Raw genomic sequence first — 17,148 nt, forward strand, 5'->3', positions numbered from 1 at the left:
ATGCTGAAAACCGAAGGGCTGACCCTGCATTATGGCGGATCGCAGATCCTCTATGGCATCGACATGGAGGCGCGGGCGGGCGAGGTCACCTGCATCATGGGCACCAATGGCGTAGGCAAGACAAGCCTGCTGAAGGCGCTGGCGGGCACGCATCCCCGGTCGGGCGGCAAGGTGATTCTGGATGGCGAGGATGTGCCACGCGTGCCGCCGCAGGGCATGGCCAAGCGCGGGCTGGCCGTGGTGCCGCAGGGGCGGATGATCTTTCCCCTGCTGACGGTGACCGAAAACATGGAAACCGCCTTTGCCCTGCTGCCAAAATCGGAACACCGCATCCCGGAGGAGATTTATGATCTCTTCCCGGTGCTCAAGGATATGGGTCACCGCCGCGGGGGGGATCTGTCAGGCGGGCAGCAGCAACAACTCGCCATCGCGCGGGCCATGATCATGAAGCCCAAGGTCCTGCTTCTGGACGAACCGACCGAAGGCATCCAGCCCAACATCATCCAGCAGATCGGACGCGTGATCAGCTATCTGCGCGGCAAAGGCGACATGGCCATCATTTTGGTCGAGCAGTATTTCGATTTCGCCTATGGGCTGGCGGATCAGTTCTATGTGCTCAAACGCGGGGCCGTCGCCCTGCAGGGCAGCAAGACCGATCTGTCGCAAGATACCTTACGTGCGACCGTATCTGTCTGAATCCGTTTAACAAAACGAAAGGGCCGCCCCCATGGGACGGCCCTTCGTCGGTTCGGCAGATGCCGGATCAGTTGGTCGCTTCACCCTCAGCCGGGGCGGCTTCACCCTCGGCAGCGGCCGGTGCGGCCGAGAAGGTGGCGAGGAAGGCCGCGACGTTCGCCGCTTCGGTTTCGTTGGTCAGCTTGAAGACCATCTTCGATTTGGCTTTGCTGTCGCCCGACTTTTCCTTCAGGAACTTGGCCGGATCGGCGACATAGGTCACCAGATCGGCTTCGGTCCAGGTAAAGCCCGACGCGCCAAGTGCGACGATCGACTCGCCGTACTTGAATTCCGGGTAGGTGCCCGCAGCACGGCCGACGATGCCGTAAAGGTTCGGGCCGGTCTTGGCGTTCTTGCCCGCCAGGGTTTCGCCAGCTTCGTTCTGCACGACGTGGCAGGTCTGGCACTTGTTGAACACCTTGGCGCCCGCTTCGGCATCGCCGGCGGCAAACGCGGGTGCAGCAAGAACCGACGACAGAACGGCAAGGGCAGTGAGTTTGGTCTTCATCGAGGGCTTCCTCCAGTTTTCTTGGCACACCTTAATGTGGTCCGAAGGCTTTGTCAGGCAAGTCTTCGTTACAAGGCAGTGAATATTTTTGCCTAAGCCACCGCATGCGCCACGGCGCAGCGTTGCCAGAGCGAGGCAAGCGCCGTCACCAGATGGTCGATATCGGCATCCGAATGCAGCGGCCCGGGGGTGATCCGCAGCCTCTCGGTCCCCTTGGGGACGGTGGGATAATTGATCGGCTGCACATAGATGCCCCAGTCATCCATCAGGATGTTGGAAATCATTCGGCATTTGACCGGATCGCCGATCATCACCGGAATGATGTGGCTTTCATTGTGCATATGCGGAATGCCCGCCCGCGTCAGACGCGCGCGCAGCTTGGCGACATTGGCCCGCTGGGCGCTGCGCTCTGCGTCCGACTGCCGCAGGTGCCGGATCGAGGCCGAGGCCGCCGCCGCAACCGCCGGGGGCAGGGCAGTGGTGAAGATGAAGCCCGACGCAAAACTGCGGATGAAATCGCATAGCGCGGCCGATCCGGTGATATATCCGCCGACACAGCCAAAGGCCTTGCCCAGCGTGCCTTCTATCAGGCTGATGCGATGGGCCAGACCCAGTTCTTCCGTCACGCCACCGCCATGGGGGCCATACATGCCCACCGCATGTACTTCGTCGATATAGGACAGCGCGCCATGCGCTTCGCAAACCTCGACGATCTCGCGGATCGGGGCGATGTCGCCATCCATGCTGTAGACGGATTCAAACGCCACAATCTTGGGCCTGTCGCCCACGGCATGCAGTTTGCGGTCCAGATCGCGCCAGTCATTATGCTTCCACAACACCTTGTCGGCGCGGGAATGGCGGATGCCTTCGATCATGCTGGCATGGTTCTTTTCATCCGACAGGATCACCGCATTCGGGATGCGCGACCCCAGCGTCGACAGCGCGGCCCAGTTCGATACATAGCCCGAGGTGAACAGAAGCGCCGCCTCTTTGCCATGCAGCTGCGCAAGATCGCGCTCCAGGATCAGGTGATGGTGATTGGTGCCCGAAATGTTGCGGGTGCCACCCGCCCCAGTGCCGCAGGTCAGGACCGCATCGACCATGGCGTTCACCACGGTCTGGTTCTGTCCCATCCCCAGATAATCGTTCGAGCACCAGACAGTGACCTCGCGCACCGCGCCGTCCTTGTGGTTGTCGGCGCGCGGGAAGGAACCGCAGCGGCGCTCAAGATCGGCGAAGACACGGTAATTGCCTTCCGTCTTGAGCGTTTCAAGCTGGCCCTTGAAGATTGCGTCGAAGTCCATGTTGTCACTTCCTCACTGTCAGTGGCTTTTCGGGTCTCGGTTTGCCCGATGCATTTGCTGGTGTCAGGGCGGCGCGGTTGGATGGCATCATCCAGCGCCAGAGCTTCTGGTCGGGGAGCGGCAAAACCATGAACCAATGCTCCAGAAGCGCGAGCAGGGTCAGGGCGGAAAGCAGGGTAAAGCCGATGATCTGGCCATCAGTCGTCGCAGCCCAGAGCCGCTCCAGAAAGCAGGCCACGGCAAAGGACAAGGCGGTGATCGAGACCGGGAAAAAGGCGTTCATCGGCGCGATCCGGAAATGGCTGGGCAGATGCGCCAGCGGGCGCGGCAGAAACTCGGTATGGATGCGCGGCACGCCGAAGAACAGGTTCAGCTTGGCCGAGATGCGGGCGAAGAACAGGATCGCAAAGGTCCACAGGCCAAAGCGGTTGTCAGCCCCTTCGCTGATCAGCGCCAGCACGCCCAGCGTGCCCATCAACACCAGTTCATGCCAGGCGATCGTGCCGCAGGCGCGCAGGAAGCGTTCCCATGTCGGCGCAAATGGCGGGCAAGGGCGGGTGTTTGGCCCGGCGATGATGCCGGACAGAAAGGCCAGTTCGATCCAGCCCCAGATCGCCAGCGCCGCGACAAAGCCGGTAAAGGCCCCGGTCGCGCTGCCATCCCCAAGCGAGTGATGCAGGGCGCCAAAGCCGAAAAACAACAGCGGCAGGCCAAGCATGACCGACCAAAGATGCGCATCGCGCCCCTCCAGATCGGCCCGCTTGACGCGCCAGATGATGATACCGGTCGAAAACCACCAAAGAAACAGCGCCGTGACCGCAGCCACCCATGGATTAGTCATGCGCGGCACCCCCGGTAAAAGGGGTGCCGCACCGGGCCGTGGGACGCGCCCATCCCACTGCCGCAACCACCGCTTTCGCGGCGATATGTTGATCCTCGATCAATACGACGGCTCCATCCGGACCTGCGCCGGGGGAGTCAGGTTCTTGACCGGGATCAGATAAAGTCCGGCAAAGGCTGTCATGGCCCGCAACGTCGCGGCCTTATGCGCAACCCAGCCCGACAGGCCGCCTTTGCGCTTGGCCTTGTCCATGTCGCGCATCGCGCTGTCCATCTTGCGCAGACCGGGCAGCCAGTGCGGATGGTCGATGTCCAGCTCTACCGGAAAGACCTGCCGCGCGATGGCCGAGGTCTTGCGATAGACCTCTTGGTCGTACCAGTCGATGTCGATCCCCAGCGCGTTGTGGAACTCCACCCGCGCGTGATCGCGCACCCACATGGTCGAATAGACCGCCGTCAGGAAGAACCGGATCCACAGCTTGTTGGCGAAGGACTGAGTCAGCTTGGGATCGGTGCGCATCAGCAGGGCAAAGGCTTCGCCATGGCTGAACTCGTCATTGCACCATTCCCGGAACCATTTGAAAATCGGATGGATCCGATGCTCGGGATGCGCCTCAAGGTGGCGATAAATGGTGATGTACCGCGCGTAGCCGATCTTTTCCGAAAGGTAGGTCGCGTAGTAGATGAACTTCGGGCGGAAATAGGTGTACTTCTTCGCCTTGGTCAGAAAGCCAAGGTTCACTGCAACACCCGCTTCGCGCAGGGCATCGTTGATGAAGCCGGCATGGCGGGCCTCGTCGCGGGCCATGTAGTTGAACAGCTCGCAGATATCGGGGTTGTTGCCGCGCCGCTTCATTTCCTTGTAGAGCACGCAACCCGAAAACTCGGCCGTGCAGGACGATACCAGAAAGTCGATCAACTCGGCCCGCAGGGCAGGGTCCATCGCCTTCCAGTCGATCGCGTCCCATTCCGCGTTCTTCTTGAAATGCCCGCGGTTCGGGTCGCTTTTCATCTGGGCGATCAGCTTGTCCCACTCCGCGCGGACCGGGGTGACGTCGATGCGGTCCATCTCGTCAAAGTCGGTGGTGTAGAAGCGCGGGTTGAGCAGCGTGGTTTCCGTGGCCATGGCGGTGGTGTCGAATGCATCCGACATTTCGGCGTGCAACTCGCCATGGGTGGTGTCGTGCTGCGGTTGTGCATGGGCGTTCATAGCGTCACCTCGTCCGAGAAGGAGAATTCGCACAGCTCCATGAACTCCAGATCGCCGGTCAGGCGGGTCCATTGGCGTTCAAGCCAGGTTGCGCGGGTGATCGTGGCGGTGCGGTCCTCGATGACGACCTCGCCATAGGCCGCCATCACAGGCGTGCCATGGACAAGAACCTCATCACCGGGATGGACCACGGCGCCGTTGTTGAAACGCACATGTGCATGCAGGCTTTCGAAGCGATGACTCACCTCGACGGTGCAGGGCACCTGTTCCTTTGCTTTCGTGAAGATTCCCATTTTTCGATTCCCTTATTGCTCTAGCAGCCGTTCAAATGCGGCTTTGTTTTCTCCACCAAAGGCATAAAGCTCTGCGCTCCATCCTGTGGCGGGGTCTTCTGCGACAAGGCGACCATTGGCATAGCGGACGATGTTCATGGGCGGATTGCCTTCGATCCGGTGCACCAGCCGCTCGCGCGCCATGGCGTTCTGGATCACCGTGATGAAGCCACCATGCGGCAGGTCCGCCAGCAGGGTGCCATCGACATTGCGCACGACCACGGATTGGGCATCCAGCCCTTCCAGGATGATCGCACGTGATGCGACCACCTCGGAAACTTTGGGTTGCCCCACGGTCGGGCGGTCTGACACCACGGCCGCCGCCGTGATGACAAGCGATGTCACGGCCAGCGCAAACATACCGCGCAGCAGAACCGTGGGGATCATTTCGGGCTTCTGGTTGTGAAGCGCGGGTTGACGAGGGGTGTTCATGCTGTTCTCCCCCTCATTCCGCAGCCACGGCATCCGCGCCCAGATGGGCAGGGCTGCTGCGCGAGATGACCGGCATTGCCAGCCGGCTTTCGGCGGCTTCGGCCAGGATGCGCGCCACCTTGGCGGCATCTGGCACACAGCGCAGGGCGGGTTGGGTCTTCTTCACATGGCCGGGCCGCAGATGCGGCCACAGTGCGACATAGGCCAGCCGGGTTTCGCCCAGCGTTTCCATCGCGATGGTGCCGGTGCCCTTGGGGCCGATCTCGGCCCGCGCGGTGGCAACCTGCGTCAGCGGGATATTGTAAGTGACAGACAGCGCCGCCCCGATCTTCATCAGCACCCGCGACGAGGTGATGGTGTAAACCGTGGCACGGGCCTGTGCCCAGGCCAGTAGCCAGACCACGCCTACAGCCGCAAAGGCCAGCACCAGATAGGGCAGACCGCGCGCGAGCGAGAGCAGGACACCCCCCTCGGCCAGACCCAGCCCCGCTTTCCACAGCACGATCAGCGCCATGTAGCCGGCGATCCAGCGGATCTTAAACGCCTCACGGGCAAGCGCGCCTGTATCGGGACGGCCTTGCCAGAGAACTTCTTCCCCCTTGGGGAGCGGCGCGGGAATGCCCGGCGCCACGTCGAAAGCGAAATCATCATGGTCTGACATCTTCAGACCCTCCGTGTTGGGGTAAGACGGGGCGGCCCGGGCGCAGGCCGCCCCCCTTCTTGATTCAGAGGCCGAACACGCGTTTGTCGGCATCATACATCCAACCGCCGCCGACATAGCCCGAGATCTTGTCTTCCTCGAGCTTGGTCACGGTGGTCATGGATTTGGTCTGCGGGATGGCATCAAAGCTGTCCGACGCAAGGGCGCGGACACGCACGCGGTCAGCCCAGATGCGGGCAAGCGTCATCGGGACAAGGCGCTTGCCACCCGAATTCAGCTCGATCTCCAGATACCGAACCAGCTGTTCCGGGGCATCCACCCACATGTCCGACACGCGGCCGACCACTTCGTTATCGGCAGCCTGCACCGGCAGTCCGCGCGGATCGCGCCCGGCGCTGACGACAAAGCCCTTGGCATGGCCCATCGGCACGATCTTGGCGTGGCCATGGCCATCCAGTTCCGGCTCGTCGCGCCGCGGCACCCAGGATGCAGGGCCGACACCATCGACCAGTGCATTACCGGTCGGCGCATGGGGGAAGCCTTCCGAAACCGCCGTGCGTGCCAGTGCCAGATCGGCGCGGCGATGCGCGGCCTCATTGGCCGAGGACGGCACCGTCACGTCACCCTTGCCATGCGGCAGGTGGAACGTTTTCGGCTTGGGCACGGGGAAGGGGCCCTGGTTCGGAGCGGGCGAGCCGTCCTCCATCTCCAGCGGATAGCCTTCACGCATGTTTTCGGTTTGCAGATAGAAGATCAGCAGGGCGAAGAAGCCCCAGAACAGCCAGATGGAAAGGCTGGCTAGATCGAAGTTTCCAAAAAAGTTGACACCTACCATGTGATGGTCCTCCGGGTCAGGTGGGGAATTCGGCAATACGCAGGCGCCCATCGCCGGAAGTCTGCGGTTGGTTCTGGTCGGCAAGAGGCCGCAACCGGACCATCGGTCCGAGCACGGCAAGGGTTGCAAAGAGCAGCCCGATTTCGAGGTGGTAAACGAAAGAGTAACCAAGCGACGGATCGCTCAGCGCGGGGCCCAGACGTCCCGAGCTTGCCAGATGGCCGACCACATCGCGGATCGTGCCCCCCATGAAGATCGATACGCCATAAGCCGTGGCCTGCGCGGCGCCCCAGGCACCCAAGGCGATCCCCGCTCCGGCAAGGCCGCCGACGGGCATGGTCATCGCAACCGTCAGCGTGGCGATGGCAAACAGCCCGCCGCCAAAACCGATCAGCCCGGCACCCGCAAAGAACAGCGCCGTCGATCCGAGCGGGGCCGCAAAGATCACGCAGGAAAAGGCCAACACCCCGGCCAGGATCCCTGCTGCCGCCATGCGGATCGGATCTGTCCCACGGGCCAGCCAGCGCGCCGCCAGCACGAACCCGCACAACGCCCCGGCTGCCGACATCGCGGTCAACATCGTGGTCTGCGATACGCTCAGCCCAAGGATTTCGCCGCCATAGGGTTCCAGCAGCACGTCCTGCATGTTGAAGCCGAGCGTTCCCAGCATCACCACCACCAGCAACCGCCCGGCCGTGCCGCCCGCCATCAAATCGGTCCAGGCATCGGCAAAGCGCGGGCGCGGTGCATCACGCTCGGCCTTGGTCATTGGGCGGACGCGTTCCTGTTTCCACAGCGCGATCAGGTTCAGAACCAACGTTGCAAGCGCGCAGCCCTGCACGACCTGAACCAGCAACAGCGGTTGGAAGTTCTGCAACAGCCAGCCGATGGCCAGCGCCGAAACCCCCATGCCCAGCAGGTTCGCCACATAAAGCAAGGCCACGACGCGGGGCCGTGTCGCATCGCTGGCCCTGTCACACGCAAGTGCAAGCCCTGCGGTTTGCGTCATGTGCATCCCAAGACCGGTCATCAAAAAGGCGACAGCGGCCAGCACTTCGCCCGCAAACGGCACCTCAAACGTGACGTCACCTGACAGCACCAGCAGTGCGGTTGGCATCACGGCCAGCCCGCCCATCTGCCACAGCGAACCGAACCACAGGTAGGGAACCCGCTTCCAGCCAAGCGCAGAACGATAGGTATCCGAACGATGGCCCAAAAAGGCGCGGAACGGGGCAACCAGCACGGGAATGGCGATCATCGCCGCCACGATCATCGCCGGAACCGACAGTTCCAAGATCATCACCCGGTTCAGCGTGCCCAAAAGCAGCACCTGCGCCATCCCGACCGACACCTGAAACAGCGACAGCCGCAAAAGCTGCGCCATCGGCAGCCCGTCGGATGCCACATCCGCAAAGGGCAGCCAGGCGGCCGAAAACTTCTGCAGGTCTTTCTTCCGGATTATCACGGCCGATACTCCAGACATTCCGAGATATAGAAACCACGGCTGACCCGCTCCACCCGGCTCACCTTGCCAGCCGTTTCGCGGGCCAGATGCCGCCAATCTTGCGGGATCATGGTGGGGGACCGGTCTGCGCGCGGGAAGGCCTTGCCCAGCGTGAAGAAGGTCATGAGGAACGGCGTGCGCGGGGCCACGGTGAACACCACGCGGTCCGCCGTCCGAGCGCCGACCTTGGCCAGCGCTGCGGCAATGTCGGCGGTGCGGTAATATATCAGGCTGTCCATCGCCATCACGAAATCGAACCGGCCATGGCTGGCGCAGGTCATATCGCCTGCGGCAAAGGTGACGCGGGGTTTCAACCCCTCGGACAGCCGCGCCTCGGCTATGGTGATCAGCTGCGGCGAGATATCCACCGCCACCACATCTGCCCCGCGCGCCGCGAGGTCCGCCGTCATCAGCCCCGTGCCGCACCCCGCATCCAGCACCCGGCAGCCGCGCAGATCGTCGGGCAGGCGCGACAGCATGATCGCACGCATGCGATCACGCCCTTCACGCACCGTCTGGCGGATGCGACTGACCGGCGCGTCCGAAGTCAGTCGCTCCCACACGGTGGTGGCGCTGCGGTCGAAATAGTCTTCGACCCGGTCGCGGGTGGCGGAATAGTCGCTCATGATCAATCAAAACCCAGCAGTTCAAAGATTTCGCGGTCAGGCAGCGGGGCGGGGGATGATCCTTCGCCATTGACCGACCGCCACAGCACATCGGCCAGCCGCATGTATTCGGCCCGGGCCATCACGATGTCCTCAGAGTCGTCCATCTCGAACAGCGTCTTCTTCTTCAGGCGCGACCGGCGGATGGCGTCGATATCGGGCATATGCGCGATGCGGTTGAAGCCCACCCGTTCGCAGTAGCGGTCCACTTCGTTTGTCTCGCGCGACCGGTTGGCGACGCAGCCTGCAAGGCGCACCTTGTAGTTCCCGGCCTTGGCCTGCACCGCCGCAATGATGCGGTTCATCGCATAGATGCTGTCAAAGTCATTGGCGGTCACGATCACCGCGCGGTCAGCATGTTGCAGCGGCGCGGCAAAGCCACCACAGACCACATCGCCCAGCACGTCAAAGATCACCACGTCGGTGTCTTCCAACAGATGGTGCTGCTTCAAAAGCTTCACCGTCTGCCCCACCACATAGCCACCGCAGCCTGTTCCCGCCGGGGGACCGCCCGCTTCGACGCATTTCACGCCGTTGAAGCCGGTCGCGACATAATCCTCGGGGCGCAGTTCCTCGGCGTGAAAATCCACATCCTTCAGGATGTCGATGACGGTCGCCTGCAACCGGCCTGTCAGGGTGAAGGTGCTGTCATGCTTGGGATCGCAACCGATCTGCAGCACGCGCTTGCCCATCATCGAAAAGGCGGCCGACAGGTTTGAACTTGTCGTCGACTTGCCGATCCCGCCCTTGCCGTAAACCGAAAAGACTTTGGCCCCTTCGATCTTCAGCGATGCATCCTGATGCACCTGCACCGATCCGTCGCCGTCTTGCCCCCTCAGCAGGGGAATTTCATCTCTCGGGCTCATGCGGCCTCCTTGTCGAAAGGGGGGCGCCCCTTCCTGTTCTGTTCAAATCCACGGGCATGCGCATGGGTCATTCCGCTGCGATCCCTTCGAGACGATCCTCAAGCTCATCCGCAGCGCGTTGCAACGCGGCGAGCGTTTCGGCATCGGGTTGCCAGTAGTTCCGGTCGGATGCTTCCAGCAGGCGTTGCGCCATGCGGTTGGATGCTTCGGGGTTCAGCGCGGCCAGACGGCGGCGCATCACCTCGTCCAGCACAAAGGTTTCCGACAGGCGCTGATAGACCCATGGGTCGACCTGTGATGTGGTGGCCGACCAGCCCAGCGTGTTGGTCACCTGCGCCTCGATCTGGCGCACACCTTCCGCGCCATGCCGCAGCAGGCCCTCGAAATATTTGGGGTTCAGGCTGCGCGACCGGGTTTCCAGCGCGATCTGATCCTTCAGCGTCCGCACAGTGCCGCCACCGCGAGTCTGATCCCCGATATAGACCGGCGTTTCCTGCCCGCCGCGCGCGCGCTTCACGGCGCGGGCGATGCCACCCAGCGTGTCGAAATACTGGTCGACCGTGGTCACACCCAGTTCGACGCTTTCCAGGTTCTGATAGGCCAGATCGACATCCTTAAGTGCCTTTTGCAGCAGGGCGGCGTTCTGCACAGGCTTGCCATTGCGGCTATAGGCAAAGGATTTCCGGTTCTCATAGGCGTCGGCCAATTCGTCCTCTTCCCCAAAGGCACTGCTGCCCACGAGGATGTTGACGTTCGATCCATAGGCCCCCTCGGCATTGGAAAACACGCGCAGTGCCGCGGTTTCCATGTCGACGCCCATCTCTTCGGCATAAGCCAGCGCATGGGCGCGGATGAAGTTCTGCGACAGCGGCTCATCCTCGGCTGTGGCGCATTTCCATGCGGCCTCGGCCAGCATTCGCGTTTGCAGCGGCAGCAGGTCGCGGAAGATGCCCGACAACGTCATCACCACGTCGATGCGCGGGCGGCCAAGTTCCGCCAGCGGGATCAGGTCCGCGCCACACAGCCTGCCGTAATGGTCAAAGCGCGGGCGCGTCCCCATCAGGGCCAGCGCCTGCGCCAGCGGCCCGCCATCGGATTTGATATTGTCCGATCCCCACAACACCAGCGCAACCGTGCGCGGCAGGGTGGGGTGAGTATCCAGCAGACGCTGGGCCTGTGCCGCACCGTCGCGCAGCGCAAATGCAGTGGGCATCCGGAACGGATCAAAGGCATGGATATTGCGCCCGGTTGGCAGCACAGCCGTGCTGCGCAGCAGATCGCCACCTGGAACAGGGCTGATGAAATGCCCGCCAAGTGCACGCAGCAGCGCAGGAATTTCGGTCATCGCCTGCAGTTTGGCATCCAGCGCCTCGGCCTCGGCCCCGGTCGCGCCGATGAGGTTGATGTAATCCCGCCGCTCATTGGCCCCCATCGGGCGGCCCAGCACATGCAGGCCGTCCGGGATCAGCGCCCCTTCGGTTTCCAGAAGCTTGACCCAAAGCGTCTCAGGATCGGTCGCATCCAGATCGACCACCGCCGCCTGTTCGCGGATCAGCAGCAGCAGGTCATCCTGTTCCGGGCTGTCCGGATCGGCCTGCCGCCAGCGCGTCAGCGTATCCTTCAAATCCAGCAGGCCCTTGTACAGGCCCGATTGCGCCAAGGGCGGGGTCAGGTGTGTGATCGTCACCGCATTCGACCGGCGCTTGGCCAGCGTCGCCTCAGACGGGTTATTCGACGCGTAAAGATAGATATTCGGCAAATTGCCAATCAACCGGTCAGGCCAGCAGGTTTCCGACGCGCCCGCCTGCTTGCCCGGCATGAATTCCAGCGCGCCATGCATCCCGAAATGCAGCAAGGCATCCGCCCCGAAATCTTCGCGCAGCCAGCGGTAAAAGGTGGTGAAGGCATGGGTTGGAGCAAAACCGTTTTCAAAAAGCAACCGCATCGGGTCGCCCTCATAGCCGAACACGGGTTGCAGGCCGACGAACACATTGCCGAACTGCCGGCCCAGCACCATCACGCCGCGCCCATCCGATTGCAGGCGCCCCGGCGCAGGCCCCCAGGCCTTTTCCACATCCGACAGCCAGCGCGACCGCGCCACGATCTCCGCCGCAGGCACGATGCAATGCACATTGGCCGGCTGGCCATACATGCGCGCCGACCCGCCCATCACCGCCTCGCGCAGATCATCCACCGTGGCGGGGGGAGTCAGGTCATAACCCTCATCCGCCATGGCGTGCAACGTATTGAAAAGGCTTTCGAACACGCCCAGATAGGCCGCCGTTCCGGCTGCCCCGGCATTGGGCGGAAAGCCATACAGGATCACCGCTACCTTGCGCTTGGCCACTTCCGACCGGCGCAGATGCGCAAGGCGCGCAGTCTTGTCGACCAGCGCCGCGATCCGTTCAAAGCAGGGGGCCATGGCGCGCGTTGTCAGCGATTCCGCGCTGGACGGCTGGCAATTCCGGGCGCAGCCCGAACAGCCGTTCAGATCATGCCGCCCGGCAAAGACCGTGGGATTGGTCGCGCCGTCAATCTCCGGCAGGGCGATCAGCATGGTGGTTTCTACCGGGCCAAGCCCGCCACCGGATGCCCCCCATTGCCCCAGCGTCTGAAACTCCAGCGGATGCGCCGCGATATAGGGCACGTCCAACTCTTCCAGCGCGGCCACTGCTGCGGGGCTGTCATTATAGGCCGGGCCACCCACCAGGCTGAACCCGGTCAGCGATACCATCGTGTCGATCTGGCCCTTGAAATAGGCGTCAATCGCGGGCCGTCCGTCCAGCCCACCGGCAAAGGCCGCACGCACGGCAATGCCCTTCGCCTCGAACGACCGGATGACCGTGTCATAATGAGCCGTATCTGACGCCAGAACATAGGACCGCAACATTAGAAGCCCCACGGTCGCCGTCGCACCCTCGGGGCGGGGGAGGTCCGCCGGGTTCGTCGTGATGCGCGTTTTCAAATCCGGGTGGTACAAGCCCACATCCGGATAGTCGACCGGGGGTTTGGCCGAAACCGCATTCCAGTTGCGGTTGGCCGAGTAACGAGACACCAGATAACGGATCATCTGTTCGATATTGTCGTCAGACCCGCCCAGCCAGTACTGCATCGACAGAAACCAGGCACGCAAGTCCTGCGCCTTGCCGGGCAGGAAGCGCAGGATCTTCGGCAGGCGGCGCAGCATCTTCATCTGCTTTTCGCCCGAACCGCCCGACGGCGGCCCCGATCCACGCAATTTCTTCAAAAGCTGCATCGCGGCCGAGGCAGGCTTGGACATGTCCAAGTCGCCCATCTTCGTCAGCTTCACCACTGCCGGATCCGCGATCACGCCGACAAAGGCATCGGCATTTTCCCGTGCAAAGCGCAGGTCGTCGATGATGGCGGTGATATGTTCCTCAATGAAAAGCAGGTTCGCGACCACGAAATCCGCGGCCCGGACATCGGCCTTGGCCCGCGCCAGTGCCGCAGGGTTTTCGGCCCATTCTGCGGCGGCGTGGACAGAAACCTGAATCCCGGGGAAATCCTTCACAAGGGCAGGGGCAACACGTGCAGCAGGGCCGGCCGCGTGCGCGTCAAGCGTGACGATCACGAAACGATAGACCCCATCGCCCTTGACGGGCGCAGTCATCTCTTCCGGCGATGCAAAGCGTTCATCGCGCATAATGGGCTTTTGCCTCATAGAGAGTGTCGACAGTGATCTGAACAACGCCACGGTCGGCGGCGTATTTCTCGGTGTTGCGCTTGGCCTTGCCGCGCACGAAGAAGGGGATCTTCTTCAACTCGCGTTCTGCATCCGGCATCCAGACGATCTCGCCCGACGGTGTGACGACCGGGATGGCATGGCCACCCGTATCCTCTGCCGCAACGGCCTCAGACGGTTCTGCAACCTCTTCCTCGGTCCGCGCCATGGCCTTGGCGCCGTGATGGCTTGGCCCGGCTTCGTCATGGAATTCGAAATCCTCGCGGAACATCGTCAGCAGATGTTCCTCCAGCCCCATCACAAGCGGATGGATCCAGGTATCAAAGATCACATTCGCGCCTTCGAACCCCATCTGCGGGCTGTAGCGCGCGGGGAAATCCTGCACATGCACGGGGCTTGAGATGACAGCACAGGGAATGCCCAGCCGCTTGCCGATATGGCGTTCCATCTGCGTGCCAAGGATCAGTTCCGGCTGCAGGCGGGCAATCTCGGCCTCGACCTCAAGATAGTCATCGGTGATCAGCGCCTCGACACCATAAGCCTTGGCCGCAGCGCGCATCGGGCGGGCGTATTCGCGGTTGAAACAGCCCATGCCCACGACTTCGAAGCCGATCTCGGTGGCGGCAATCCGGGCGGCGGCCATCACATGGGTCGCATCCCCAAAGACAAAGACACGCTTGCCCGTCAGATAGGTGGAATCGACCGAGGCAGACCACCACGGCGCCCGCAGCGCGCTTTCATCCACCTTGGCAGAAAGACCGGTCAAGGCGCTGACTTCATGTAGGAAATCGCGCGTGGCACCGACGCCGATCGGCACCACTTTGGTATAAGGCTGGCCGCACGCGCGCTCCAGATGCCGCGCCGCTGTCTCGCCGGTTTCGGGGTAAAGCAGCACATTGAAATGCGCCTGTCCCATGCGGGCAATGTCGGCCGGGCAAGAACCCATCGGGGCCGCGACGTTCACCGAAATGCCCATCAGGCCCAGCAGCCGCGTCACCTCGGTCACGTCATCGCGGTGGCGGAACCCCAGCGCGGTAGCGCCAAGGATATTGCAGGTTATCGCCTCGGTCCGAGGCATAGGTTTGGCCAATGCCTTGACGATCTGGAAGAACGTCTCATCCGCGCCAAAGTTTTCCTTGCGCTGATAAGACGGCAATTCCAGCGGGATCACCGGGATCGGCAGTTCCAGCGCCTCGGCCAAACCACCCGGATCATCCTGGATCAGTTCGGCAGTGCAAGACGCGCCCACGATCATCGCCTGCGGCTTGAACCGGGCATAGGCATCGCGCGCCGCATCCTTGAACAGATTGGCCGTGTCGCCGCCCAGATCGCGCGCCTGAAAGGTCGTATAGGTCACCGGCGGGCGATGGTTGCGCCGTTCGATCATGGTGAACAGCAGGTCGGCATAAGTGTCGCCCTGCGGCGCGTGCAGCACATAATGCAGCCCGGTCATGCAGGTGGCCACGCGCATCGCGCCCACATGGGGCGGGCCTTCATATGTCCACAGCGTCAGCTTCATTCGGCGGCCTCCTTGCGAAGAACCGCCTTGCGGCGCAGCGGGCGCGAGAACAGCCCGGCAAGGTCGCCTGCCTGTTCATAGAAATGTACCGGCGTGAACACCAGTTCGATCGCCCATTTCGTGGTAAAGCCCTGCGCCTCCAACGGGTTGGCAAGGCCAAGCCCGCAGACCGTCAGGTCCGGCGCGGCGGCGCGCTGGCGATCCAGCTGCTTTTCCACATCCTGACCTTCGCTGATGATCGGGCCTGCCGGCAGCAGGTCCAGATCGGGGCCGACGATGGTTTCGTGCAGATAGGGGGTGCCCACCTCGACCGCCGTCATCCCGCATTCGCGGACAAGGAAACGGGCAAGGGGAATTTCCAACTGGCTGTCGGGGAAGAAGAACACGCGCTTGCCGCGCAGTTCCGCCGATTGCGTGGCAATCGCCTTCAGCGCACGCGCACGCGGTGCAGCCGTCACCGCTTCGAACAGATCGCGCGGCACGCCAAACTCTTCCGCAATGGCGCGCAGCCAGGCAGTGGTGCCTTCTTCGCCAAAGGGGAAGGGGGCCGCGATATGGCGCGCCCCGCGCCGCAGCAGCGCCGCATGGGTATCCCCAAGGAATGGCTGGACCAGCGCAAAGACCGTATCCGCCCCCACACCCGGCAATTCGCCCGCACGATGGGCAGGCAGCATCCGCACCGGCCCGATCCCCATGGCCGACAGCAGCGCAAGGCACTGGTCTTCCACCACGTCCGGCATCGCGCCGACAATCAGCAACTCGCGCTTTGTCGTAGGGGCCAGTGTCGGTACCATCGCGGCAAGGCAGGCATCTTCGCCCTGCGTGAAGGTTGTCTCGATCCCTGACCCGGAATAATTGTAAACCCGCACATGCGGCGCGTGCTGCACGTTCAACCGTTCCGCCGCACGTGCCAGATCCAGCTTGATCACCTCCGAAGGGCAGGACCCCACAAGGAACAGTTGCCGGATGTCCGGGCGGCGGGCCAGCAGGCGTGCAACTTCACGGTCCAACTCGGCATTGGCATCTGCCAAACCGGCCAGATCCTTTTCCTCGAGAATCGCCGTGCCAAACCGCGGCTCGGCAAAGATCATCACGCCCGCCGCCGCTTGCAGCAGATGCGCGCAGGTCCGGCTACCTACGACCAGAAAGAAAGCATCCTGCATCTTTCGATGCAGCCAGATGATTCCTGTCAGCCCGCAGAACACTTCGCGCTGTCCGCGCTCTTTCAGAACCGGGGTGCTGCGGCAGCCGCTGGTGGGCAGGTCAAGGCTCATGCAATCACCTCGGCCATGGTGCGGTTTTCTTCCAGCGCCTCAGCCTCGGCATCAAGCCGGGCCATGCGGAGTTTCCACAGGAACTGACCGGCGTTGACGACATAGGTCGCATACGCCGCCAGCGCGAGAAGCATCAGCTCAGTCGGGGTCAACGAACCGGTGTAAAGCGCCCAAAGATAAAGAGAATGCAGCGCAATCACGGCAAAGCTGAACACGTCTTCCCAAAAGAAGGCGGGGGCAAACAGATACTGCCCGAAGACGACCTTCTCCCAGATCGCTCCGGTCACCATGATCACATACAGGAACAGGGTCTTGATGATGATCGATACGGTCGCCGCCCCATAGCCATCGCCCGTCCAGAGAAACCGCAGCACCAGAACCAGCGACACGGCAAAGGCAACGAACTGCGCCGGCGCCAAAAGACCCTGAACCAGGGTCCATTTCGTGGCGTCGCGCCGGGCGCGTTCCTCTCCGGTGTAAAGCCGCCTGCGCGGGTTCGGGCTCTGTCTCTCGTACATCGGCAGACGCCTCTCCTTTCGGCTCCTCGCTGTTTGAAGGTTAGCGACGAGGGCCGAAGTGTCAACCAAAACTTACACATTTTGCGGGGGTGTCAATCTTGGGCTAGGGTGGTGGTCGCCACCGAGAAACCGCTTATTTTATTGGCATTTTCGCGTAAACACTGATCTGGATCAGGGGTGAGATTTTTCTTTCCGCCGAATGTGTCAATTTGCTTTGACAATCCGAAATCAAAGGTCGACAC

General features: G+C 62.5%; 16 protein-coding genes. 1 reads left to right on the top strand and 15 read right to left on the bottom strand.

The features are described from left to right. Positions 1–696 (top strand): urea ABC transporter ATP-binding subunit UrtE, encoded by a 696-nt coding sequence (gene urtE, locus RSE12_09730; protein WRH64580.1) that lies wholly within the window; start codon positions 1–3, stop codon positions 694–696. Between the two features lie 67 nt (positions 697–763). Here the strand turns inward: urtE and RSE12_09735 are convergent, their stop codons facing one another. The 15 genes from RSE12_09735 to bchF form a co-directional block, all read right to left on the bottom strand. Beyond that, a complete protein-coding gene (locus RSE12_09735; protein ID WRH64581.1) occupies positions 764–1,243 on the bottom strand; it encodes a c-type cytochrome in 480 nt (159 codons plus the stop codon). Positions 1,244–1,335: 92 nt separating this feature from the next. Then, on the bottom strand, positions 1,336–2,547 hold the full coding sequence (hemA, locus tag RSE12_09740; protein WRH64582.1) for a 5-aminolevulinate synthase: 1,212 nt from the start codon (positions 2,545–2,547) through the stop codon (positions 1,336–1,338). A 4-nt stretch (positions 2,548–2,551) separates the two neighbouring features. Continuing rightward, complete coding sequence (gene puhE, locus RSE12_09745; protein ID WRH64583.1) at positions 2,552–3,388, bottom strand: putative photosynthetic complex assembly protein PuhE; 837 nt, start codon at positions 3,386–3,388, stop codon at positions 2,552–2,554. Between the two features lie 99 nt (positions 3,389–3,487). Next, the gene (gene acsF, locus RSE12_09750; GenBank protein WRH64776.1) at positions 3,488–4,540 is read right to left on the bottom strand and encodes a magnesium-protoporphyrin IX monomethyl ester (oxidative) cyclase; all 1,053 of its coding nucleotides are present in this window, start codon (positions 4,538–4,540) and stop codon (positions 3,488–3,490) included. A 53-nt stretch (positions 4,541–4,593) separates the two neighbouring features. Next, a complete protein-coding gene (locus RSE12_09755; GenBank protein ID WRH64584.1) occupies positions 4,594–4,890 on the bottom strand; it encodes a hypothetical protein in 297 nt (98 codons plus the stop codon). Between the two features lie 12 nt (positions 4,891–4,902). Then, positions 4,903–5,361, bottom strand: a complete 459-nt coding sequence (puhC, locus tag RSE12_09760; protein ID WRH64585.1) for a photosynthetic complex assembly protein PuhC — start codon at positions 5,359–5,361, stop codon at positions 4,903–4,905. A gap of 13 nt (positions 5,362–5,374) precedes the next feature. Next, the gene (gene puhB, locus RSE12_09765; GenBank protein WRH64586.1) at positions 5,375–6,022 is read right to left on the bottom strand and encodes a photosynthetic complex putative assembly protein PuhB; all 648 of its coding nucleotides are present in this window, start codon (positions 6,020–6,022) and stop codon (positions 5,375–5,377) included. 64 nt (positions 6,023–6,086) lie between these two features. Next, entirely contained in the window at positions 6,087–6,857 is a 771-nt protein-coding gene (puhA, locus tag RSE12_09770; protein ID WRH64587.1) for a photosynthetic reaction center subunit H, read from the bottom strand. A 16-nt stretch (positions 6,858–6,873) separates the two neighbouring features. Further along, positions 6,874–8,322, bottom strand: coding sequence for a PucC family protein (locus tag RSE12_09775; protein ID WRH64588.1), 1,449 nt, complete (start codon positions 8,320–8,322; stop codon positions 6,874–6,876). Further along, the gene (gene bchM, locus RSE12_09780; protein ID WRH64589.1) at positions 8,319–8,987 is read right to left on the bottom strand and encodes a magnesium protoporphyrin IX methyltransferase; all 669 of its coding nucleotides are present in this window, start codon (positions 8,985–8,987) and stop codon (positions 8,319–8,321) included. Before bchM ends, RSE12_09775 begins: the two co-directional genes overlap by 4 nt. A 2-nt stretch (positions 8,988–8,989) precedes the next feature. Next, positions 8,990–9,892 (bottom strand): ferredoxin:protochlorophyllide reductase (ATP-dependent) iron-sulfur ATP-binding protein, encoded by a 903-nt coding sequence (bchL, locus tag RSE12_09785; protein WRH64590.1) that lies wholly within the window; start codon positions 9,890–9,892, stop codon positions 8,990–8,992. Positions 9,893–9,959: 67 nt separating this feature from the next. Further along, a complete protein-coding gene (locus RSE12_09790; protein ID WRH64777.1) occupies positions 9,960–13,523 on the bottom strand; it encodes a magnesium chelatase subunit H in 3,564 nt (1,187 codons plus the stop codon). A 22-nt stretch (positions 13,524–13,545) separates the two neighbouring features. Beyond that, complete coding sequence (bchB, locus tag RSE12_09795) at positions 13,546–15,114, bottom strand: ferredoxin:protochlorophyllide reductase (ATP-dependent) subunit B (GenBank protein ID WRH64591.1); 1,569 nt, start codon at positions 15,112–15,114, stop codon at positions 13,546–13,548. Beyond that, positions 15,111–16,388, bottom strand: coding sequence for a ferredoxin:protochlorophyllide reductase (ATP-dependent) subunit N (locus RSE12_09800; protein ID WRH64592.1), 1,278 nt, complete (start codon positions 16,386–16,388; stop codon positions 15,111–15,113). The genes bchB and RSE12_09800 overlap by 4 nt, the downstream gene beginning before the upstream one ends. Continuing rightward, positions 16,385–16,906: a 2-vinyl bacteriochlorophyllide hydratase gene (gene bchF / locus RSE12_09805; GenBank protein WRH64593.1), complete on the bottom strand. Its 522-nt coding sequence runs from the start codon at positions 16,904–16,906 to the stop codon at positions 16,385–16,387. The genes RSE12_09800 and bchF overlap by 4 nt, the downstream gene beginning before the upstream one ends. Positions 16,907–17,148: the final 242 nt, after the last annotated feature.

The sequence above is a fragment of the Fuscovulum sp. genome (assembly GCA_035192965.1).
Taxonomy (GTDB): Bacteria; Pseudomonadota; Alphaproteobacteria; order Rhodobacterales; family Rhodobacteraceae; genus Paragemmobacter.